Origin of the sequence: Tabrizicola sp. M-4, assembly GCF_051132405.1 — a bacterium.
GTDB lineage: Bacteria > Pseudomonadota > Alphaproteobacteria > Rhodobacterales > Rhodobacteraceae > Paragemmobacter.
This window is the reverse complement of record NZ_CP128606.1, coordinates 1616441-1637110: the sequence shown is the minus strand read 5'-3', so window position 1 is coordinate 1637110 and position 20670 is coordinate 1616441. Positions and strand designations below refer to the sequence as shown.

The following is a 20670-nucleotide window of genomic DNA, read 5'->3' as shown; positions in this document are numbered from 1 at the left end:
GGGCAGGAAGACGGGGCGGCCCGGTCAGGAACCGCCCCGGAAGGTCGTGCTTACTTGTTCGCCTCAAGCCATGCGGCGGCCTCGGCCTCCACCTCGGCACGGTCGAAATCATTGGCGGCCGCGATGTAGGTGTCGTTCAGGAAGGTGGTCACATCCACCTCCTGCGGCACCGCCCCCGACGAGACGAGGCGCGGCTGCAGCGCCGTCCAGACATCGGTCTGCAGGTCCCCAAGCCGCTCCGTCGTCGACACGTTCATCCCGATCGACATGTCAAGGAACAACTGGCCCGCCGCCTCGTTCTCCCATTCCGCCGGAACGCCCTTGCGCAGGGCCTGCGCCACCATCTCGGGGTTCACCTTCGCGACATACATCCCCTTCGACCATGCCCGGAGAAAGCCCTCCATCGCCGGCCGCTTCTCCTCCAGCGTGTCCACGCTGGCGGCAAAGGTGTTGGCGGGGCTGGCCAGCAGCTCCTCGGGCGTGATCAGCCGCACGTTGATCCCATTCGCGTTCAGCGCGATCCAGTCCGGCGCCGCGCCCGAGATGGCCGAAACCTGCCCGTCGCGGATGGCCGCAGCCAGCGTCGGGCCGCTTTCGCCCAGAACCACCGTCTCCACATCGTCGATGGACTTGCCCACCGCCGTCATCGCCGCCTGCAGGAAGGACCGGTCACGGTCCGACACGAGGCCCACCGTCGTTCCCACCAGATCGTCGACCGAGTCATATTCGCTGCTGTCCAGCACGCCGATGGCTTCGGGCGCGTTCTGCATCACCTCGTAGACGGTCGCGATATTCGCCCCGGCAAGCACGGCATTGATCGTCTCGACAGGGTCCAGCATCGCCAGATCCGCCTGCCCGTTCTGCACGAAGGCCACATAGGGGATCGAGGTATCCGAAGGCAGCAGGTTCACCTCGATGCCCTCTTCCGCAAAATATCCCAGTGCCTCGCCCACCACCAGCGGGAAGAAGTTGGTGGATCGCGGCAGCGGGTTGATCATGTTGACCGTGGTCATCTCCTGCGCTGCCACCGGCAGGGCCGTAGCCGCCAGCAGCGCGGAAACGGTCAGCGCCTTGAACGTCTTCATTTGGTCTCTCCTCCCATGTTGTTCTTTTCGTCCCTTTGGCCGCGGCGTGCCTTCCACGCCTTGGCCCTTGCGCGCGACACCGCAGACATGCGCGCTTCCCGACGCCAGAAGACGACCCTGTCGTCGAGCAATTCCATCCCGTAGAAAAGCAGCAGCCCCATCAGCGTCATGCTCAGCAGCGCCGCCAGCGACCCGGCCATGTCCAGCGCGAAGGACGCCCGCGCCATCAGCACGCCCACCCCCGCCGTAGCCTGCGCGAATTCCGCCACCACCGCCCCGATCAGCGCCGTTGTCAGCCCGATCTTCATCCCGGCGAACATCAGGGGCAGCGCCGCAGGCACCCGCGCCTTGAAGAAGACCTGCCTGTTGCTGGCCCCCAACGACCGGAACAGCTCCTCCCGGTCCGGGTCCATCTGGCGCAGCCCCGTCAGCGTGTTGACGAAGATCGGGAAGAAGCAGATCACCGCCGCCAGCGCGATCTTCGATCCCATTCCATAGCCGAACCACGCGATGATCAGCGGCGTCAGCGCGATCCCCGGCGTCACGTTCAACACCACCGCATAGGGCGAGACATAGCGTTCAAACCGCTCCGACAGCGACGAGAACAGCGCAAGAAGGATGGCCACCACCGCCCCGATCAGAAACCCGAAGACCGCCTCGCCCAGCGTGATGAAGAAATGCTCCCAGATCGTGCCCTTGATCACATAGAGGTTGGCGACGGCCGCCCCGATCTTGCTCGGGCGCGGGATCATGATCGACGTGATCCAGCCCTGCGCGACCGCCACCTCCCACAGCGTCAGCAGTGCGGCAAAGATCACCAGATGCGGCGCGATGCGCCCTGCCCAGTAGATCGCCCCAAAACCCGTGTCACGCATGGGCAAGCCCTCCCCGACGCGCGGCAAAGGCCCGCGCCCGCTTTTCCGTCATCCGCTTCAGCCCCGCTTCGTTCTTCCAGTAGGCGACATGGTGATCGACCATCTCCATCCCCTTGAAGATCAGGAACCCGATGGCCGTCAGCGTGAGGATGCAGGCAAAGGCCGAGGCCATATTCAGGTTGCGCGTATAGGTCAGGATAAGCGCCCCGATCCCCTGATCGCGCTGGATGAACTCCGCCACCAGAACGCCCGACAGCGCCGATGTCATCGCCAGCCGCTCGCCCGCCATGATCACCGGAATGGCATCCGGCAGCACCAGCTTGCGCAGCACCTGCATCTTGCTGGCCCCCAGCGACCGCATCAGCTCCATCCTGTCGCGGTTGACGTTCAGCACGCCCGACAGCGTGTTGATGAAGGGCGCGAAGAAACAGACCAGCATGATGATGGCGATCTTCGATTGCGGCCCGAACCCCAGCGCCGCGATCAGAAGCGGTGCCACCGCGATGCGCGGCGTGGCCTCCAGCACGATCACATAGGGTTGCAGGAACCGCCGCACCGTGGCGTTCATCCCCACCACCGCGCCAAGGCCCACGCCAAGGATCGACCCCATCGTGAACCCAGCCAGCACGAGGCCGAGCGACACATAAAGGTGATACCAGATGTTCCCCTGCGTCACATAGATCCGCCAGAACGACGCAAGGATCTCCAGCGGCGCGGGAAAGAACAGCGGGTCAAGAAACCCGGTCCAAGATCCCGCCTGCCACAGGGCCATCAAGCCAAGGAAAATCGCCGCATGGTTGGCACGCCGCCGCAATTTCAGGCGCGCAGCATCGGGCGTCATGGTTGCCGCCCCCACCATCAATGCGTCCCCAGGATGTCGCGCACCTCTGCCACCAGCGCGTTGAACTCCGGCGTCAACTGCAACTCCGCAGGGCGGGGCCGGGCAAAGGGCACCTCCACCATCTTCGCCAACCTTCCCGGTCGCGGCGTCATCACCATCACCTTGTCGGCAAGGAAGATCGCCTCGCCGATGTTGTGGGTGACGAAAAGCGTCGTGGCCTTCACTTCCGCCACGATCCGCATCAATTCGATGTTCAACCGCTCGCGCGTGAATTCGTCCAGCGCGCCGAAGGGTTCGTCCAGCAGCAGGATATCCGCCCCGGTCTTCAAAAGCCGCGCCAGCGCCACCCGCTGCTGCATGCCCCCCGAAAGCTGGCTGGGAAAGGAAAAGACGAAATCCTTCAAACCCACCATGTTGAGAAGTTCGATCGCCTCCTCCTCATCGGCCCCCGTGGGCTTGCGCACCATCTCGGTCGGCAACAGCACATTCTCCAGCGAGGTCCGCCAGTCCAGCAGCGTCGCCTTCTGGAACATCAGCCCCACGTCGCGGCGCGGCCCCTTCACCGGCTCGCCATGCACGGTAAGCGTGCCCGCCGTCCGCTCGATCAGCCCCGCCACCATGCGCAACAGCGTGGACTTGCCACAGCCGGACGGCCCCACCAGCGACACGAAATCCCCTTTCGGGATGTCGAAACTCGCCCCTTCCAGCGCCACGACCGCGCCATTGGCAAAGGTCTTCCCGACCCCCCGCCCCGAGATCACTATCCCGGCACCCTCGCCCCCTTTGGACATCTGGGTTTCAACCTCCCTCGCGATCATGTTCATTGTCGCCTCCGATCTCAGTCGGTATCTTCGTTTGTCTTTCTGATATCTCACCAATCAAAACAGACTTCCGCGCCTCTGACGCATACCCTGCACAGCTCACTCGGTGACGGCGCGGCTCCGCAATCCCCGCAGGATCGCCGCTTCGGACCACGCCGCATGGCGGCGTGAGGCAGCTTGCGCCCGCGCGGCGTCACGCGCCTGCAAGGCATCGATTATGGCGTTATGATCGGCCAAAGGTCGCGCCCACCATTCCGGATCGGTCGGACCGGACAGCGAGACGACGCACATCCGCTCATATCCCTCCATCAGCCGCGCCAATTCCGACGCAATCCGCCCGTTTCCGGACAGCCACGCCAATTCGGAATGGAAGGCGCGGTTATACTCCGCGAAGGCCCGCAGACTGGCCGTGTCCCCCTTCCGGAACCGGTCGAGCGCCACAAGGTCGCGCTCCGCCGCACGCTCCGCTGCCATGCGCAGCGCCGCCGCCTCCAGCACCTGCCGCAGGTCGATCAGATCCCCCGCATCCGCCATCGACACCTGCGCGACCCGGTGCCCCTGCCGCGGCGCGATCTCCACCAGCCCTTCACGCTCCAGCTTCTGCATCGCGTCGCGCACGGGCGATTTCGACGTGCCGAACCGCTGCGCCAGATCCTGCTCACGCAGTTCAGAGCCAGGCGCAAGGCGGCAGGAAAGGATATCCCTCCGCATTTCCTGAAACACCCTGTTCCGCGCCAGATTCACTGCATTCAGCCCTTCGTGATATATCACATACTCTTGCGACCCCGCCGCCACCCGTCAAGCCCCATTCACGCCCCGCCCCCGCCAAGGCGCACGGTTTCGCCGCTTGCCGCCGATTTCACCACCGCCTCGACCACCGCGATGTTCCCGATCTTCTGCGCATCGGTGAAGGCATAGGCCTCCTCCCCCAGGATCGCGCGGGCAAACTGCTCCAGATTGGCCCGCACCGAATCGGTCCACTCATAGGTCGTCACCTGCGGCGCCTCTCCCGTGACCTGCATCACAAGGGTCGATGGGCCGGGCGTGTCCGGATGCGTCTCGTTGCGATACTCGACCCAGGCCTTCGTGCCGAAGACAGCGAACCGCAGGTAAAGCGGCGTATAGAGGATCGCGTTCAGATAGGTCGTGACCCCGCTCTCATGCCGCAGCAGCGCGCTCACCACATCGCCATTCTCGCCCTCCAGCACGCGCCGCGCGGTCATCGCCTGCACCTCGGCCACCGGGCCGAACAGGTTCACATAGGCATCCGACAGGTGGATGCCCATCGCCGTCATCCCCGCCGCCGGGCTTTCCTTGGCGCTCCGCCGCCAGTCGGTCGGCGGCACGTTGATCAGCTTGTCATGGCTGAAACTCGACTCCGCATGCATGATCGTCCCCAGCGCGCCCGACCGCACCAGCCGCTCGATCTCCTGCATCGCCAGTTCGAACCGCCGCTCATGCCCAATGCCCAGCATCACCCCATGCTCGGCACAGACAGCGACACTTGCCTCCGCCTCCGCCCGCGTCAGGGCCAGCGGCTTTTCGCAGAACACATGCTTTCCCGCCCGCGCCGCAGCCGCGACCTGCGCGGTGTGCAGGCTGTTCGGCGTGCAAAGGACGACCGCATCCACCCCCGGATCGGCCAGCGCCTCGTCATAGCTTGCCCCAACCGGGATGCCATGCTCGGCGGCGTAATCCGCATGACGCTCGGGGAACAGGTCCACCGCCCGCACCACCCGCAACTCCCCGGAACCGGCAAGGCGCTTCGTGATGGTGCGCCCCCACCAGCCAAGGCCGACCACGGCCACGTTCAACATCGTCTCTTCCCTTTCCCCTTCCTGCCGCCCGCGCCCTCCTCCGCGGCGCGGGCGGCAGCCCCCCCTTTCAGCCGCGCCCGACATCCCCCGTCAGACCGCAGCCTTCGATCCCCGCCAGCGCGCAGATCTCATCCATGTCGCCTGTGTCGCCGCTCACCCCCACCGCGCCCACGATCCGCCCCGCCGCGTCGCGCAGCAGCACGCCGCCGGGGTTCGGCACGACCCGCCCGCCCGAGGCCATCGCCACCGCGTTGAAGAAGTTGGGGTTGTCCGCCGCCCGCCCGTGCAGCACCCGGCTCGGCAGGCCAAAGCCCAGCGCGCCATAGGCCTTGCCCGTGGCGATCTCGATCCGCAGGATACCGGAATTGTCGGCCCGCTTGGCCACCACCACATGCCCGCCCGCATCCAGCACGACGACGGTCAGGGGCTGCGCCCCCTTCTCGCGCCCTGCCGCCAGCGTGCCATCCGCGATCCGGTCCGCAATCTCCAATGTCAGCATCACGCCCCCTCCTCCGCCATCTGTGCCAGCACCGCGAACAGCGCCGCCGTGTCCTGCTTGTGCCGCCCCTGCGCCAGACCCGCCTCGTAATAGGGCACCGTCGCCGCCATGAGCGGGACGGGGGCCTCCACCGCCCGCGCCTGATCCATGATCAGCGCCACGTCCTTCATGTAGACGTCCATCTTCATCGTGGCCGGCTCATACCGCCCCTCGATCATCAGCGGCCCGCGCACCTGAAACATCCGGCTTGTCGCCGCGCCGCCTCCCGCGATGGCCTCATAGACCATCCGCAGGTCCAATCCCTGCCGCTCGGCGAACATCAACGCTTCCGCAGTGGCAAGGTTGTGGATCGATACCAGCAGGTTCGCCACCAGCTTCAGCTTCATCCCGTTGCCAAACGCACCGACCGTCCGGACATCCGACGCAATCGCCTCCAGCACCGGCCGCAACCGCGCACCCGCCTCGTCCGGGCCGGACAGATAGACGACCAGATCCGCCTTCTCCGCCTGTGCCCCCGTCCCCGATACCGGGCAATCCAGCAGCACCGCCCCGGCCTGCGCCATCTTCTCGCGCGCTGCCTCCTTCGCCGGGATGGGCAGCGTCCCCATCTCCGCCACCACCTGACCGGGCCGCAGAGAAGGCTCCATCGCCGACACCACCGCCTCCAGCGCCGCCACGCTGGGCAGCGCCATCAGGATGACATCCGCCCGCGCCGCCACTTCGGCGGGGCTGTCCACCGCCACCGCCCCCGGCAACGCGGCCAGCCGCGCCCGCGCCTCTGACACCGGGTCATATCCCACAACGGCAAACCCCTTGCGCGACAGGTTCCCCGCATAGGCCATCCCCATGATGCCCAGCCCGATCAACCCGACCGTGGTCATGCCGCCCCCAGAAAATCGCCCAAGGCCGCCGCAAAGGCCGCCGGGTTCTCCATGTTCGGCACATGGGCCGTGCCGGGGATTTCCGCGAAACTTGCCCCCGGCGTCGCCTCGGCCATCGCCCGCATCGCGGCGGGCGGCGCGCCCATGTCCTCCGCCCCCACGATGTAACGGACGGGAACCGTCATCCCCCCCAGATGCCGCAGGTAATCCAGCCGCTTCAACGCCCCCGCGCAACCCTCATAGCCGATGGGCGAGGTCGCAAGGATCATCGCCCGCGCCCGCTCCGGCACCGCAGGATCGGCGGCGGGCGTGAACCACCGCGCCAGCGTGCCCTCGACGACCGCCGCCATGCCGCCCGCACGGATCGTGGCTATCCGGTCATCCCAGCTTTGCACGAAGGGCGGCGGCGCATCGGCCCGCGCATCGCAGACCACCATCCGCCGCACCCGGCCCGGATGGGCAAGGCCAAGGCCCAACGCTGTCATCCCGCCCAGCGACAGGCCCATCACATCGGCCCGCGCCGCGCCAACATGATCCAGCAGGGCCACCATATCCGCCACCAGATCGTCGAACGAATATGGCCCGACCGGCGCCCCGCTCTGCCCATGCCCCCGCGTGTCATAGCGCAGTACGCGATGGGTCCGGGTCAACAGCCCGATCTGGTCATCCCACATGGTCAGATCGGCGGCCAGCGAGTTGGACAGCAGCAACCACGGCTTGCCCTCATCGCCATCCACCCGCGCCGACAGGGCCACGCCCCCGGCATCGACGGTGAACCGCGTCATTCCGCGGCCTCCGCCACCTTTTCGGCATCGTTGACGCGCGGCAGCACCTCTTCGGCCAACAGGCGCATGGAGGTGCGGGCCAGCCCCTCATCGGCCCAGTCATGCCCGGCATAAAGCAGCGTGCCGAACCGCCCCACCTCTTCGCGGAAGGCAAGCAGCTCGTCGGCCACCTTGTCCGGTGTGCCATAGCAGACCAGCCGATCCAGCACGTAATCCAGCGTCACGTCCTCGTCCGGCATGGACTGGTCTTCCTTGAACAGGTTGGCGCGCCCGTTCTTCTTCAGCTTCGTCAAAAGCTGGCGGTAATAAAAGACATAGGGGCTGTTCGGGTTGCGCGCGTAGTCGCGGGCCGTCTCCATGTCCTTGGCCACGAAGATCGACTTCGCCACCCGCCAATTGGCAAGGTCGGCCACCCGCCCCCCCTGCGCGCAGCCTTCCAGATAGCTGTCCTTGTGCGTCGCCACCCAGCGCGGCATCAGGAAGTTGGCCGAGATCGGATCCCACCCCCGCGCCGCCGCCGCCGTCACGCCCTTGGAAAACGGCGCGACCGCCGTCACCACGATGGGCGGATGCGGGCGCTGCAAGGGCTGCCCCACGATGCCCTGCCCGATCTCTTCCATGATCGTGCGTTCCGTCGTGATGTTCCAGAACCGCCCCTTCAACGCATAGGGCGGCTTCTCCCGCCACAGCGCCAGCACCATGTCGATGGCCTCAAGGAACATGGCGTTCCGGTCATTGTCGAGGTTCCCGAAGATCTCGGCATCCGACAGCAATCCGCCGGGGCTGATCCCGAAATTGAACCGCCCCTCCAGCAGATGGTCCAGCATGGCGATCTGCGAGGCCACATGCGCCGGGTGCGTGTTGGGCAGGTTCACCGTCCCGGTGCCAAGCCGCATCTTCTTCACCCGGTCCACCAGCGCCGCGATGAACACGACCGATGACGTGATGTTCTCCGCCTTGTCGGTCACATGCTCACCGACATAGGCCTCCGCGAAATCCAGCTCATCGGCCAGGACAAAGGCATCCCGATCCTCGCGCAGGCACTGCCGCCAGTCCTTGTCCAGCGGGTGGATGGGCATGGTGAAAAAGCCAAGTTGCATCTGAGACTCTCCGCTAAGCATCGGGACCCAAGGCTAGCGGGAAAGCGATATTCAGAAGAAACGATAATTTTCGATATGCCCCATCGCGCGGGATGATACCCTATCTGCGTGGGATCGATGCGATGATCTCATCCCATTGCCGCGCGCTGCGCCGGTACTCGGCCTCCAGATGGGCGATGAATTCGGTTGCCGCCGGGGTGGGCGCACGGCGGGCGGGTTCGATGATGGAATAACCCACCGTCAGCACCGGCCCCTCGATCGGATGCAGCCAGCGCAGCCGCCCCTCCAGATCCTTGCCGCAGATCGTCTGCGGCAGGATCGTCGCATAGTCCGAGCTTGCCACGAAATCCAGCGTGGCGATCATCGCATCCATCGCAAGGATGGAATTGACCTTCACCCCCACCCGCTCAAAGGCCTCGTCCAGCCGGTCCCGCCGCGCATTCCCCCGCAGCGGCAGCACAAGGTTCAAAGGCCCCATATCCGCCAGCCGCGCCGGTTCCAGATGCCGGAGCCTTCCCCCCGCGCGCGTGACCAGAATCTCCCGGTCCTCGCCCAGATCCCTTGCCCTTATGCCATCCCGCTCGGCACTGCGCGGCACCACGGCGAAATCCACCTCGCCCTCGGCCACCTTGTCCATCAGCACCGCCGAATAGGCCTCCACCACCGAAACCTCCACATTCGGATGCTCGGCCATGTAACCGCTCAGGACCGGCGCCAGCAGCCCCCGCGTGAAGGTCGGCATCAGCCCGACACGCAGCGGCCCGGTGATCTGCCCCGACAGATCGCGCAGCTCCAACCCCACCCGGTCCAGTTGCCGCAGCACCTCGACCGCCGTGGCATAGAGCCTGCGCCCCGCCAGCGTCGGCTGCACCCCCTTGGCCGACCGTTCGAACAGAACGGTCCCCATCGTCTCTTCCAGATTGCGGATCTGCACCGACAGGCCCGATTGCGTGGCATTCAAACGCCGCGCCGCCTTGTTGAACGATCCGTCCTCATAGATGCCGACAAAGGTGGCAAGCTGGCGGAAATTCATGGCTATCACCCTTCACGATGGCTGGGTAAAAATCTTATTGTTACTTGCGATCACTGTCTTGCCCTATCTTGCGCAGGTGCAGAACAGGCCAGACAGGAGCAGCACCATGCAGGTGGTGAACCCCGCGACATTGAACACCCCGCCCATGGGCGACCTCCGCACCCCCGATCCCGCGCTCTACCGCGACGTGATGGGGGCCTTTCCAACGGGCGTCACCGTGATGACTCTGGCCACCCCCGAAGGAACGCGCCTCGGCGTCACCGCCTCCTCCTTCAACACCGTCTCCCTCGACCCGGCCCTGATCCTCTGGAGCCTCGCGCTCAAGGCCCCCAGCCTTGCCGCCTTCCGCGCCACCGACCATTTCGCCGTCAACATCCTTGCCGACGACCAGCGCCACATCGCCCTGCAATTCGCCCGCCCGTCGGATGACAAATTCGCAGGCATCACCACCGAAACCGGCACCACCGGCGCGCCCCTCATCTCCGGCGCGCTGGCCCATGTCGAATGCCGCACCGTGGCCCGCCATCCCGGCGGCGACCACGAAATCATGGTCGCCGAGGTCGTCACCCTGCGCCGCCGCGACGGTGCGCCCCTCGTGTTCCAGCGCGGCGCCTTCCACGGCCTCATCCCCGCCTGACATCAGGCGGGGCCAACGGGCCGGGATCAGCCGCCGATCCGCGCCATCTCGGCCCCGTACCAATCGCCGATCTGCGAGGCGGTCATGAACTTGGCCCCTCCCTTCTCGCCGATGTAATCCAGCAGCCGTTCCAGCACGCCGATCCGATGCGGCACCCCGGTGATGTAGGGATGGATGGAAATCGCCATCACCCGCGCATTCTCTGCTCCTTCCGCGTGCAGTCGGTCATATTGCGCGATGCCACGGGTCAGGAATTCCTCGGCGCTGTGCTGTTGCAGGGCAAAGACTGTGATGTCGTTCATCTCCACCGTATAGGGGACCGTCGTCATCACCCCATGCGGCGTGTCGATCCGCTGCGGCAGGTCGTCGATGACCCAATCGGCCAGATATTCGACGCCCTCCTGCCGCAACAGATCCAGCGTCGCCTCCGTCTCGGTCAGGCCGGGGCTTTCCCAACTGCGCGGGCGGTATCCGCAGAATGCCTCGATCCGGTCCTGCGCGCGGCGGATCGCGTCATGCTGATCCTCCAGCTTGTGCATCGGCCCCTGCTCATAGCCATGGCCCATGAACTCCCACCCCGCCTCCAGCGCGGCCTCCACGATGCGCGGATAGCTGTCGCAGACTTTCCCGTTCAGGGCCAGCACCGACGGTATCCCGCGCGAGGTCAGCGCCTTGTGCTGCCGCCAGAACCCGGCGCGCATCCCGTATTCATGCCATGACCAGTTCGGCACATCGGGCAGCAGTGGCTGGCCCATGGGTGGCGGCAGCACCGTGCGCGGCATGGCCCGCGTGATGTTCCAATGTTCGACATTCACGATGATCCAGACCGCCACGCGCGCCCCGTCGGGCAGCGTCAGGCGTGGCCGGTCCGGCGCGGCGACGTAAGGGATACGGTCCGACAGGATCATGGGCATTCCATCCGTTATTGGCAGTCAGGGGGTAATGGACGGGGCGCGCCTGCCACAGGCCCGCGCGCCCCTGTTGCGGATCACTCGATCACGTAATCCACCGGCCAGTCATAGCCCGCAGCACTCACCGCCGCGATATAGGCCTTCAGCGCCTCCGATGCCGGCAGGCCACGGCTGTCGCCATCCGCTGCCATCCGCGCCGGGAAATCGGCCAGCGTCTCGGCCCAAGCCTGCCGCGCCTCGGGTGCCAACTCCACGATGTTCGCCCCGGCCTCGGCCAGACCCGCCAGACCCCGCTCCTGCGCAGCGTTCAGGTTTGCGCCGGCATTCGCCTCGTATTGTGCGCCCACCTCACGGATGATCGCCTGCACATCCTCCGGCAGCCGCGACAGCGAAGCGGAATTCATCGTCAGGACGTTCACCCCCATCGCGCCGAACCCGATCAGCGTGAAATTCGGCGCCGGCTCATGGAACTTGAACCCCAGATAGCCCGACGGGAACATGATCCACCCGGAATAGACCCCGGTCTGCATCGACATGTACCCATCCGGCAGCGCCGATTGCACCGGCACCGTCCCCGCCGTCTCCAGCCAAGGCAGGTTCGGCCCGGCCCCCGCGATCTTCACGCCCTGCAGGTCCTCCAGCGTGGACCACGGCTCCACCGTGCCGAGGTGATAGTTGTCCCAGCCATGCAGCCCCAGCAGAACCTGCCCGTAATCCTTCTCGAAGGCTTCGGTCAGGAAGGGCACCTCGTTGTAGACCTGCCGCACGGTCTGCATCGCCTGCACCGAATCCTGCGGCCCGAAAGGCGCGTAATAGGGGAAGTTGTGCACGAACAGCTTCGACGTCTCGAAGCACATGCAGAACCCGCCGATGTCCAGAAGGCCGCTCTGCACGGATTCGAACACATCCGCCACCCCGGCGATGGCCCCGCCATAGCCTTCGACGAATTCGATCTCGTGCTCCGTCTCTTCCGCCACCCGGCGCTTCACCTCGGGCACGAAGAAATCCGCCATGTCGTTGACATAGACAGTCGGCCCGTTCGGGTGCCCCGCCCCGATCCGCAGCGTGAACGTCTCCGCCGCCGCCGGAGCCGCAAGCGCCAGCGCCGCAACACCCAGCATCATCCCAGCAAAACGCGTCGTCATCCAGCAGTCCTCCCTTTTGCAGACAAGCGGAAGCGAAGGGGCCTCCCCGCCCCTGCCAGCCTCGCACCGCTTATTTATCGTTTGCTAAACGAAAGCATCTCCACACAGAATCGCTATCCGGTCAAGACTGAGATTCGCGGATTGGCAATCTTATTTATCGAACGCTAATTTGCTCTTGACCCGCTCCGATCTTGGATTAGCGTCCAACGCCATTGCGCATAGCGTCAGGGTCGGGGAGGGCTCCATGAACGCGAATATCACCCTCGCACGGGGGTTACATATCCTATCCTGCTTCTGGATTCTCGCGCTGGCCTTCACGGTCTGCGCCGATGCGCTGGGGCGCGGCCTCTTCAACGCGCCCGTGCCGGGAACCAAGGAAATCCTGCAAAATTCGGTGGTTGCGATCACCTTCCTGCAATTGCCCTTGGCCGTCTATTCCGGCTCCATGCTGCGCACGCCCATCCTCGTGGGTCTCCTTCCGCCCGTCCTGCGCCGCCTGATGCGCGTGCTGGCGGCCCTTCTGGGCGCCGCCCTCTTCGCCGCTCTCGTCGCAGCAAGCTGGCCGGAATTCCTCACAGCCTATCGCATTGGCGAATATGAAGGCGAGGGAGCCTTGCGCGTTCCGACATGGCCCGTGCGCGGCATCATCATCGTCCTCTCGGCCCTCACACTCCTTGCCTATCTGTGGATGATCGCCCTCGACCTCGCCGGTCGCCTGTTGAACGAAGAAGAGGCCGCGGGTGCCATCCGCGGCTCCGAACGCGGGGGGAATGCGTGATGGGTGGCGATATCGTTCTCTGGATGCTCGGCCTCCTGATCCTCCTGATCCTCGGGGGCTTCCACATCGCCGTGGCTTTGGCCGCCTGTTCCTTCCTCGGCGTCTGGCTGATGATGGGCAATCTCGACATCGCACTGTCGATCCTCGGCCTCACGGCCTATGAGGCGATCCGCAAGGACATCTTCGCCGTCATCCCGCTCTTCGTACTGATGGGCGATTTCATCTCGCGCTCCGGCGCGGCGGGCGACCTTTACCGCCTCTGCGACCGGGCGCTCCGCCGCGTCTCTGGCCGCCTCGCCATCGCCACCATCGCGGGCAACACGATCTTCGCCGCCGTCACCGGCGTCTCCATCGCCGCCGCCGCCGCCTTCTCGCGCATCGCCTATCCGGAAATGCGTAAGGCCGGCTACAAGCAAAGCTTCGCGCTTGGCGTCGTCGCCGGATCGGCCTGCCTCGGCATGCTGATCCCGCCCTCCGTGCTCCTGATCGTCTGGGCGATCCTGACGGAAATGAGCGTGGGCGCCCTCTTCGTCGCGGGCATCGTGCCGGGGCTGCTGCTCGCTGCCCTCTTCGCGGCCTATGTCATCATAGCGGCCAGCCGCAACCCCGCCATCGCGCCCAGCTTCGAGGCCCCCGCCACCCCGGCCAGCCCCGCCGAAAGGCGGTCGGAACTGGTCGGCGGCCTCGGCATCCTCGCCCTTGTCCTGCTGGTGATCGGCGGCATCTGGACGGGTTCCTTCACGCCCACCGAAGCCGCCGCCTTCGGCGCGGTCGGCGCGCTGATCATCGGCTTCATCAAGGGGATGCGCGGCAAGGAGTTCATGGACTCGCTCTTTCAGGCGGGCCGCACCACCGCGCCCATCATGATCCTGCTGATCACCGCGCAGATGTATTCCCGCCTCCTCGCCATGGGCGGCGGCGTCAACTACATCCAAGGGCTGTTCCTCGGGGCCGACCTGTCGCCCACGATGATCCTTCTGCTGATGGCGCTGATCTGGCTCGTCCTCGGGATGCTGATCGACTCCGTCTCGATCATCCTGCTCACCGTGCCGATCTTCGCGCCGCTGGCGATGGCCATGGGGATCGACCCGCTCGCCTTCGCGATCTTCGGCATCCTCGTGATCGAAGCGGGCCTCCTGACGCCTCCCTTCGGCATCCTCGTCTACACCGTGCGCGGGTCAGTGGGCGATCCCACAGCTACGCTGTCTAAGATCTTCACCGGCGCCACGCCCTATTTCCTCCTCATCCTCATGGCGGCGTTCCTCGTCCTGCTGATCCCGCCGCTCGCCAACTGGCTTCCCCGCGTCATGATGTGACGCGGGGCGCCCCCTGACCGTCGAAAGGGGAACCCCATGACCATCACCTACCTGAAACGCGGCAAGCCCGCCGACCAGCGCGCCGAAGACGACGCCGCCGTCCGTGCCACGGTCGAATCCGTCCTGTCCGACATCGAAAAGCGCGGCGATGCCGCCATCCGCGACCTGTCCGCGAAGTTCGACAAATACAGCCCCCCCTCCTTCCGCCTGACCCAGTCGGAGATCGACGCCGCCATCCAAAAGGTCGCCCCCCGCGACATGGAGGATATCCGCTTCGCCCAGGATCAGATCCGCCGCTTCGCCCAGGCCCAGCGCGCCTCCATGCAGGATATCGAGGTGGAAACCCTCCCCGGCGTGATCCTCGGCCACCGCAACATCCCCGTGCAATCCGTGGGCTGCTACGTGCCGGGGGGCAAGTTTCCTATGGTCGCCTCCGCCCATATGTCCGTGCTGACCGCCTCGGTCGCGGGCGTGCCGCGCATCATCGCATCCGCCCCGCCGGTCAAGGGTGAACCCCATCCCGCCATCGTCGCCGCCATGCATATGGGCGGCGCGCATGAAATCTACGTGCTGGGGGGGATGCAGGCCGTCGGCGCCATGGCCATCGGCACCGAAACGATCAAGCCCGTCGATATGCTCGTCGGTCCCGGCAACGCCTATGTGGCCGAAGCCAAGCGTCAGCTTTTCGGCCGCGTCGGCATCGACCTCTTCGCCGGTCCCACCGAAACCATGGTCATCGCCGATGACACCGTGGATGCCGAACTCTGCGCCACCGACCTTCTGGGTCAGGCCGAACACGGCTACAACTCGCCCGCCGTCCTCATCACCAATTCCCGCAAGCTGGCCGAGGCGACGATGGCCGAAATCGACCGCCTGCTGGCCATACTGCCCACCGCCGAAACGGCACGGGCAAGCTGGCGCGACTATGGCGAAGTCGTTCTTTGCGACACCTATGAAGAAATGCTGTCCGAGGCGAATTTCATCGCCTCCGAACATGTGCAGGTGATGACGGACCGCGACGACTGGTTCCTCGAGCACATGCACAGCTATGGCGCGCTCTTCCTCGGCCCGCGCACCAATGTCGCCAATGGCGACAAGGTGATCGGCACCAACCACACCCTGCCGACGAAAAAGGCGGGCCGCTACACGGGCGGGCTCTGGGTGGGCAAGTTCCTGAAGACCCACAGCTATCAAAAGGTCACGACGGATGAGGCGGCGGCCATGATCGGCGCCTACGGATCGCGTCTCTGCATGCTCGAAGGCTTCGTCGGCCATGCCGAACAGTGCAACATCCGCGTGCGCCGCTATGGCGGGCGCAATGTGGCCTATGGGGCGGCGGCGGAATGACCGCGCTGCCCCGCACCCCCTCCTTCCGCCTTGACGGGCGTCGCGCGCTGGTGACGGGGGCATCCTCCGGCATCGGCCTCGCCGCCGCCGCCGCATTGGCCGAGGCGGGGGCGCAGGTCCACCTCGTCGCCCGCCGCCCGGCTGAGTTGGAAACGCTCCGCGACGCGCTCCGCGCCACCGGCGCGCAGGCGGACGCGACCGCGCTCGACATCACCGATCTTGCCGCCACCGCCGCCATGGTGGCGGCCAGCGGCCCCTTCGACATCCTCGTGAATTCCGCAGGCCTTGCCCGCCATTCCCCGGCGCTCGACACCACGCCCGAGGATTACGATGCCGCCATGACCCTCAACCTCCGCGCGGCCTATTTCCTGACGCGCGAGGTGGCACGCGGCCTGATCGCCGCCGGAAAACCCGGCAGCCTGATCAATGTCAGCAGCCAGATGGGCCATGTCGGCGGCCCGGATCGTGCTGTCTATTGCGCCAACAAACACGCGCTCGAAGGGATGACCAAGGCCATGGCGCTGGAATGGGCGGCCCAGGGCATCCGCGTCAACACGCTCTGCCCCACCTTCATCCGCACGCCCCTTGCCGAACAGACGCTGAAAAACCCCGAACGCAAGGCGTGGATTCTGTCCAAGATCAAACTCGGCCGGTTGGGCGAGGTGGAGGATCTCATGGGACCGATCACCTTCCTCGCCTCCGACGCCGCCGCCCTGATCACCGGCACCCACCTGATTGTTGATGGCGGCTGGACGGCAGAGTGATCCGCCCGCATCACTGGGAAGGGGCGGTTGATCCCGCCCCACCCTCAGCGTGATCCTTGCCACAAGCTCCGGCCTTATCCGCGCCCGCGCGCGATGACCGCCCACTCCCCTCACCCCGCCGCGCCTGATCACAGCGCGCGCCTCAACGGCAGGGCAGCCCCGTAACACACCACCCGTCAGATCGTCCCAAGCGCCCGCAGCACCCGCTCCGGCGTGATGGGCATCTGCCAGACGCTCGCGCCCAGCGGGGCCAGCGCATCGTTCACCGCGTTCAGGATCGCCCCCGGCGCGCCGCCCGTCCCTGCCTCACCCGCGCCCTTCGCGCCAAGGACGGATGTCTTGGTGGGCGTCTCCACATGGGCCACCACGATATCCGGCATCTCGGCGGCCATCGGCACCAGATAATCCGCCATCGTCGTGTTCAAAAGCTGCCCCTCGTCGTCGTAAAGGCATTCCTCATACAGCGCCCCGCCGATCCCCTGCACCACGCCGCCGCGCACCTGTTCATCGACCAGCATCGGGTTGATGACCCGCCCGCAATCCTCCACCGCCCAGAACCCCAGCACCTTGATAAAGCCCGTGTCGGTATCCACCTCCACATAGGCCGCCATAGCGCCATTGGTGAAGACAAAGGGCATATCCGTCACCCGGTAATGCCGCGTCGCCACAAGTTCCGGCGCCAGGTCGGCAGGCAGTTCGTTCCCCCGGTAATAGACCGTGCGCGCCAGATCGGCCAATCCCATCCGCTCGGCCCCGGTCGCGGCATCCACGACGCGGCCTTCGCGGATATCAAGGCTCTCCACCCCCGCCTGCAACATGACGCCCGCCACCGCCAGCACCTGTTCCTTCAACGCATGGGCCGCCAGCAGCATCGCCTCGCCGCCGATCCCCGCCCCGCGCGATGCCCATGTGCCGCCGCCATAAGGCACCGTCGCCGTGTCCCCCGTCGTCACCTTCACCCGGCCGATATCGACGCCGAACACCCCCGCCGCGATCTGGGCAAGGATGGCATTCGTCCCCTGCCCCTGCTCCGTCACGGAAGACGAGATATGCAGCGCCCCCCCGGCATCCAGCCGCACCGTCGCCCCGTCCTGACTGGCGATCGGCGCACCGCCCACCCCATAGAACATGGGCGAAGGGTTCGTCACCTCCACCATCGACAGGATGCCGATGCCGCGATGCACCCCCCGCGCCCGCGCCGCCGCCTGATCGGCCCGCAGGGCATCATAGCCCATCACCTCCACCAGCTTGGCCAGCGTTTTCTGATGCGACAGATCATCCAGCTTCATGCCCGACGCCGAGGTCATGGGATAGGCGTCATCCGCGATCAGGTTCCGCTGCCGGATCACCACCGGGTCCATCCCCGCCGCCCGCGCCGCCTCGTCCAGCAGACCGTCCGCCACCGCCATGGCGATGGGATGCCCCACCGCGCGATACTGGCACATCAGGTTCTTGTTCTGGAACACCACCCGCCCGCGCGCGCGATACGCCTCCATCCGATAGGGCGCCCCGGTAAGGTTCAACACCTGATTGCATTCGATGGCCGAGGTGCGGGGATACATCGAAAACGGCCCGATCCCCGTCAGATCGTCGATCTCCAGCCCCGCGATGCGCCCGTCGGGATGCAAGCCGATCCGCCCCGTCACCACATGGTCGCGGGCATGGATGTCGGTCTGGAAACTCTCCATCCGGTCCGCCACGAACTTCACCGGACGGCGCAGCAGCCGCGCCGCCGCCCCCACCGCGATCTCGTCGCCATAGGTGTGGATCTTGATCCCGAAACTGCCGCCCACATCGTTTGCGACGATGCGGATATTCTCCTCCGGTATCCCCAGATGCCGCGACAGGATCACCTGCATCATATGCGGGGCCTGCCCCGAATAATGCATGGTCAGCCGATCCTCCGCCGGATCATACTCCATCACCGTCGCGCGGGGTTCAAGCGTGACACCCGTATGGCGGCCAAAGCGGAAGGTCCGCTCCACCACCGTCACCCCCGGCGCCGCCATGGCGGCGGCCATATCCCCCGTCTCCACCCGCCGCTCCCAGGCCAGGTTCGAACCGAATTCCGGGTGGATCACCGGCGCATCCGGCAACAGCGCCTCTTCCATCCGCACGGCGGCGGGGATCGGCTCATACTCCGCCTCGATCCGCTCCACCGCATCCTCCGCCTCGGCGCGGGTGGCGGCCACCACCATCGCCACCGGCTCCCCCTGCCAGCGCACCACATCCACCGCCAGCGCGTGCTGCGGGGCCGACCGCAGCCCCGCCAAATGGGTCAGCACGCCAACCCAAGGCGTCACATGCGCCGCCATCTCGGCCCCTGTCCAGACCGCCAGGACACCGGGCATCGCCCGCGCCTCCGCCACGTCCAGCGATACGATCCGCGCATGGGCATGGGGGCTGCGTAGGAAGGCCGCATGAACCATGCGCGGCAGTTGGATGTCATCGACATAGCGCCCCCGCCCCGCCAACAGCCGCGCCGCATCCGCGCGCGGCTCGGCTTTGCCGATATAGCGGTTGGGACGGTCGAAGATCGTCGCAGGCCCCGTCATTTCCCCGCCCCCCCGATCACGTCGCAGACCGCATCCACGATGGCCTGATAGCCCGTGCAACGGCAGTAATTCCCCGACAGATGCGCCCGGATCGCCGCGCGATCCGCCCCCCCGCCTCCTTCGATATATTCCAGCGCCGAGGCGATCATCCCCGGCGTGCAGAACCCGCATTGCAGCGCATTCCGCGCGGTGAAGGCCGCCGCCAGTGCCGCCGACCGCCCGCTATCGGCCAGCCCCTCCACCGTCACCACCTCGCAGCCCTCGGCCTGCACGGCCAGCATCAGGCAGCCCCGCACGGATACGCCATCCACAAGGATGGTGCAGGCCCCGCAGACCCCATGCTCACAGCCCGCATGACTGCCCGTCAGGCCCAAATCGTTCCGCAGGAAATCCAGCAGGTTCCGCCGCACCGGCACATCGGCCCGCACCTCTTCGCCATTCACCCGGCAGGTCAGCCGCGCCGTCCCCGTCACCACAGCCGCCGTCATTGCACCGCCTCCGCCCATGCCCGCCGCAGGGCCACACCCGCCAAATGCCGCCGCATCTCGGCCGAGGCATGGATATCCCCCGCGAAATCAATCTCCCCCAGCGCCGCAACCGCCCGGTCCAGCGCCGTGCCATCCCCCACCACGGCCCCGCGCAGCGCCGCCTCGGCGGCACCTGCGCGCAAGGCCCGGTCGGCCACGCCGAACAGCGCGATCCGCGCCTCTGTCATCCGCCCCTCCGCCACCGCAACGGCCAACGCCGCACCGGCCAACGCGAAATCCCCATGCCGCCGCCCGATCTCATGGAACCCGCAGCGCAGACCGCCCGCCTTCGGCACCTCCAGCGCAACGATCAACTCCTCCGGTTCCCGCGCGGTGTCATAATGGCCAAGGAAGAACTCCGCCGCCGCCACCCGCCGCTCACCGGCAAGGCTCTGCAACACCACCTCCGCCTCAAGCGCCAGCAGAACCGCAGGCGCCTCCGCCGCCGGGTCCGCCAGCGCGACCGACCCCCCGATCGTGCCCCGGTTGCGGATGGCCGGATGCGCGATCTCGGGCAAGGCGCGCGCCAGAAGCGGCACCTCCGCCGCGATCACCTCCGAGGCCATCAACTCCGCCCAGCGCGTCATCGCCCCGATCACCAGCCGGTCGCCCGCGTCGCGGATGCCCCGCAACTCCGCGATCCCGCCCAGATCGACCAGCACCTCCGGTGCCGCCACGCGGAAATTCATCATGGGCATCAGGCTCTGCCCCCCGGCAAGGGCCATGGCCCCCCCCTCGCCCTCGGCCAGCGCCCGCAGCGCCTCCTCCAGCCGCCCCGGTCGCCGATACCCGAAATCCGCCGCCTTCATGCGCCCTCCCCGGCCGGGGACCACCCGCAGCCCTCCTGCCGCGACGACTCCCCGTTGTTTATCGACCTATAACTTAACCGCCGCGCAACATCTGGCAAGCCCGTTTCCACCCCCGGAAACGGGCCAGCCCTTCGGTCAGGTCGG

At 66.6% G+C, this 20670-nt stretch carries 21 protein-coding genes; 5 read left to right on the top strand and 16 right to left on the bottom strand.

Translation table 11 applies throughout. From position 1 onward, the window contains the following. Positions 1-50 precede the first annotated feature (50 nt). The 11 genes from TabM4_RS07835 to TabM4_RS07785 all read right to left on the bottom strand — a co-directional run bounded on the left by TabM4_RS07835 (position 51) and on the right by TabM4_RS07785 (position 9737). Positions 51-1085, bottom strand: a complete 1035-nt coding sequence (locus tag TabM4_RS07835; protein WP_434620815.1) for an ABC transporter substrate-binding protein — start codon at positions 1083-1085, stop codon at positions 51-53. Next, positions 1082-1960: an ABC transporter permease gene (locus TabM4_RS07830; protein ID WP_434620812.1), complete on the bottom strand. Its 879-nt coding sequence runs from the start codon at positions 1958-1960 to the stop codon at positions 1082-1084. Before TabM4_RS07830 ends, TabM4_RS07835 begins: the two co-directional genes overlap by 4 nt. Then, positions 1953-2801, bottom strand: coding sequence for an ABC transporter permease (locus tag TabM4_RS07825; RefSeq protein WP_434620809.1), 849 nt, complete (start codon positions 2799-2801; stop codon positions 1953-1955). Before TabM4_RS07825 ends, TabM4_RS07830 begins: the two co-directional genes overlap by 8 nt. Positions 2802-2818: 17 nt before the next feature. Further along, the gene (locus TabM4_RS07820) at positions 2819-3625 is read right to left on the bottom strand and encodes an ABC transporter ATP-binding protein (protein ID WP_434620806.1); all 807 of its coding nucleotides are present in this window, start codon (positions 3623-3625) and stop codon (positions 2819-2821) included. A 96-nt stretch (positions 3626-3721) separates the two neighbouring features. After that, a complete protein-coding gene (locus tag TabM4_RS07815; RefSeq protein ID WP_434621962.1) occupies positions 3722-4345 on the bottom strand; it encodes a GntR family transcriptional regulator in 624 nt (207 codons plus the stop codon). 86 nt (positions 4346-4431) lie between these two features. Next, positions 4432-5439, bottom strand: coding sequence for a Gfo/Idh/MocA family protein (locus TabM4_RS07810; RefSeq protein ID WP_434620803.1), 1008 nt, complete (start codon positions 5437-5439; stop codon positions 4432-4434). A gap of 67 nt (positions 5440-5506) precedes the next feature. Then, entirely contained in the window at positions 5507-5938 is a 432-nt protein-coding gene (locus tag TabM4_RS07805) for a GlcG/HbpS family heme-binding protein (protein WP_434620800.1), read from the bottom strand. Further along, entirely contained in the window at positions 5938-6819 is an 882-nt protein-coding gene (locus TabM4_RS07800) for an NAD(P)-dependent oxidoreductase (protein ID WP_434620797.1), read from the bottom strand. Before TabM4_RS07800 ends, TabM4_RS07805 begins: the two co-directional genes overlap by 1 nt. Then, on the bottom strand, positions 6816-7604 hold the full coding sequence (pcaD, locus tag TabM4_RS07795) for a 3-oxoadipate enol-lactonase (RefSeq protein ID WP_434620794.1): 789 nt from the start codon (positions 7602-7604) through the stop codon (positions 6816-6818). Before pcaD ends, TabM4_RS07800 begins: the two co-directional genes overlap by 4 nt. Further along, positions 7601-8704, bottom strand: a complete 1104-nt coding sequence (locus TabM4_RS07790; RefSeq protein ID WP_434620791.1) for an LLM class flavin-dependent oxidoreductase — start codon at positions 8702-8704, stop codon at positions 7601-7603. Before TabM4_RS07790 ends, pcaD begins: the two co-directional genes overlap by 4 nt. A gap of 100 nt (positions 8705-8804) precedes the next feature. Beyond that, a complete protein-coding gene (locus TabM4_RS07785) occupies positions 8805-9737 on the bottom strand; it encodes a LysR family transcriptional regulator (RefSeq protein ID WP_434620788.1) in 933 nt (310 codons plus the stop codon). A 106-nt stretch (positions 9738-9843) separates the two neighbouring features. On the opposite strand from TabM4_RS07785, the gene TabM4_RS07780 reads away from it, so the two are divergent. Beyond that, the gene (locus TabM4_RS07780) at positions 9844-10374 is read left to right on the top strand and encodes a flavin reductase family protein (protein WP_434620785.1); all 531 of its coding nucleotides are present in this window, start codon (positions 9844-9846) and stop codon (positions 10372-10374) included. Between the two features lie 26 nt (positions 10375-10400). Here TabM4_RS07780 and TabM4_RS07775 read toward each other — a convergent pair whose 3' ends face one another. Beyond that, a complete protein-coding gene (locus tag TabM4_RS07775; protein ID WP_434620782.1) occupies positions 10401-11288 on the bottom strand; it encodes a polysaccharide deacetylase family protein in 888 nt (295 codons plus the stop codon). 74 nt (positions 11289-11362) lie between these two features. Beyond that, entirely contained in the window at positions 11363-12430 is a 1068-nt protein-coding gene (locus TabM4_RS07770; protein WP_434620779.1) for a C4-dicarboxylate TRAP transporter substrate-binding protein, read from the bottom strand. Between the two features lie 244 nt (positions 12431-12674). Between TabM4_RS07770 and TabM4_RS07765 the strand changes: the two genes are divergently transcribed. From TabM4_RS07765 to TabM4_RS07750, 4 genes are read left to right on the top strand one after another with little or no spacing between them, the layout of a single operon-like run. After that, positions 12675-13208 (top strand): TRAP transporter small permease, encoded by a 534-nt coding sequence (locus TabM4_RS07765; protein WP_434620776.1) that lies wholly within the window; start codon positions 12675-12677, stop codon positions 13206-13208. Further along, the gene (locus TabM4_RS07760; RefSeq protein ID WP_434620773.1) at positions 13208-14524 is read left to right on the top strand and encodes a TRAP transporter large permease; all 1317 of its coding nucleotides are present in this window, start codon (positions 13208-13210) and stop codon (positions 14522-14524) included. The genes TabM4_RS07765 and TabM4_RS07760 overlap by 1 nt, the downstream gene beginning before the upstream one ends. 36 nt (positions 14525-14560) lie before the next feature. Beyond that, complete coding sequence (gene hisD / locus TabM4_RS07755; RefSeq protein WP_434620770.1) at positions 14561-15871, top strand: histidinol dehydrogenase; 1311 nt, start codon at positions 14561-14563, stop codon at positions 15869-15871. After that, positions 15868-16635, top strand: a complete 768-nt coding sequence (locus tag TabM4_RS07750) for an SDR family NAD(P)-dependent oxidoreductase (RefSeq protein WP_434620767.1) — start codon at positions 15868-15870, stop codon at positions 16633-16635. The genes hisD and TabM4_RS07750 overlap by 4 nt, the downstream gene beginning before the upstream one ends. 176 nt (positions 16636-16811) lie before the next feature. Here TabM4_RS07750 and TabM4_RS07745 read toward each other — a convergent pair whose 3' ends face one another. From TabM4_RS07745 to TabM4_RS07735, 3 genes are read right to left on the bottom strand one after another with little or no spacing between them, the layout of a single operon-like run. After that, entirely contained in the window at positions 16812-19190 is a 2379-nt protein-coding gene (locus TabM4_RS07745) for a xanthine dehydrogenase family protein molybdopterin-binding subunit (protein WP_434620763.1), read from the bottom strand. Next, on the bottom strand, positions 19187-19678 hold the full coding sequence (locus TabM4_RS07740; RefSeq protein WP_434620760.1) for a (2Fe-2S)-binding protein: 492 nt from the start codon (positions 19676-19678) through the stop codon (positions 19187-19189). The genes TabM4_RS07745 and TabM4_RS07740 overlap by 4 nt, the downstream gene beginning before the upstream one ends. Beyond that, positions 19675-20526, bottom strand: coding sequence for an FAD binding domain-containing protein (locus TabM4_RS07735; protein ID WP_434620757.1), 852 nt, complete (start codon positions 20524-20526; stop codon positions 19675-19677). Before TabM4_RS07735 ends, TabM4_RS07740 begins: the two co-directional genes overlap by 4 nt. Positions 20527-20670 lie beyond the last annotated feature (144 nt).

What these genes read in the sequence shown, in the direction of transcription:
- TabM4_RS07835 (WP_434620815.1), bottom strand. Translation starts at nt 1,085, where the DNA reads ATGAAGACGTTCAAGGCGCTGACCGTTTCCGCGCTGCTGGCGGCTACG.
- TabM4_RS07830 (WP_434620812.1), bottom strand. Translation starts at nt 1,960, where the DNA reads ATGCGTGACACGGGTTTTGGGGCGATCTACTGGGCAGGGCGCATCGCG.
- TabM4_RS07825 (WP_434620809.1), bottom strand. Translation starts at nt 2,801, where the DNA reads ATGACGCCCGATGCTGCGCGCCTGAAATTGCGGCGGCGTGCCAACCAT.
- TabM4_RS07820 (WP_434620806.1), bottom strand. Translation starts at nt 3,625, where the DNA reads ATGAACATGATCGCGAGGGAGGTTGAAACCCAGATGTCCAAAGGGGGC.
- TabM4_RS07810 (WP_434620803.1), bottom strand. Translation starts at nt 5,439, where the DNA reads ATGTTGAACGTGGCCGTGGTCGGCCTTGGCTGGTGGGGGCGCACCATC.
- TabM4_RS07805 (WP_434620800.1), bottom strand. Translation starts at nt 5,938, where the DNA reads ATGCTGACATTGGAGATTGCGGACCGGATCGCGGATGGCACGCTGGCG.
- TabM4_RS07800 (WP_434620797.1), bottom strand. Translation starts at nt 6,819, where the DNA reads ATGACCACGGTCGGGTTGATCGGGCTGGGCATCATGGGGATGGCCTAT.
- pcaD (WP_434620794.1), bottom strand. Translation starts at nt 7,604, where the DNA reads ATGACGCGGTTCACCGTCGATGCCGGGGGCGTGGCCCTGTCGGCGCGG.
- TabM4_RS07790 (WP_434620791.1), bottom strand. Translation starts at nt 8,704, where the DNA reads ATGCAACTTGGCTTTTTCACCATGCCCATCCACCCGCTGGACAAGGAC.
- TabM4_RS07785 (WP_434620788.1), bottom strand. Translation starts at nt 9,737, where the DNA reads ATGAATTTCCGCCAGCTTGCCACCTTTGTCGGCATCTATGAGGACGGA.
- TabM4_RS07780 (WP_434620785.1), top strand. Translation starts at nt 9,844, where the DNA reads ATGCAGGTGGTGAACCCCGCGACATTGAACACCCCGCCCATGGGCGAC.
- TabM4_RS07775 (WP_434620782.1), bottom strand. Translation starts at nt 11,288, where the DNA reads ATGCCCATGATCCTGTCGGACCGTATCCCTTACGTCGCCGCGCCGGAC.
- TabM4_RS07770 (WP_434620779.1), bottom strand. Translation starts at nt 12,430, where the DNA reads ATGACGACGCGTTTTGCTGGGATGATGCTGGGTGTTGCGGCGCTGGCG.
- TabM4_RS07765 (WP_434620776.1), top strand. Translation starts at nt 12,675, where the DNA reads ATGAACGCGAATATCACCCTCGCACGGGGGTTACATATCCTATCCTGC.
- TabM4_RS07760 (WP_434620773.1), top strand. Translation starts at nt 13,208, where the DNA reads ATGGGTGGCGATATCGTTCTCTGGATGCTCGGCCTCCTGATCCTCCTG.
- hisD (WP_434620770.1), top strand. Translation starts at nt 14,561, where the DNA reads ATGACCATCACCTACCTGAAACGCGGCAAGCCCGCCGACCAGCGCGCC.
- TabM4_RS07750 (WP_434620767.1), top strand. Translation starts at nt 15,868, where the DNA reads ATGACCGCGCTGCCCCGCACCCCCTCCTTCCGCCTTGACGGGCGTCGC.
- TabM4_RS07745 (WP_434620763.1), bottom strand. Translation starts at nt 19,190, where the DNA reads ATGACGGGGCCTGCGACGATCTTCGACCGTCCCAACCGCTATATCGGC.
- TabM4_RS07740 (WP_434620760.1), bottom strand. Translation starts at nt 19,678, where the DNA reads ATGACGGCGGCTGTGGTGACGGGGACGGCGCGGCTGACCTGCCGGGTG.
- TabM4_RS07735 (WP_434620757.1), bottom strand. Translation starts at nt 20,526, where the DNA reads ATGAAGGCGGCGGATTTCGGGTATCGGCGACCGGGGCGGCTGGAGGAG.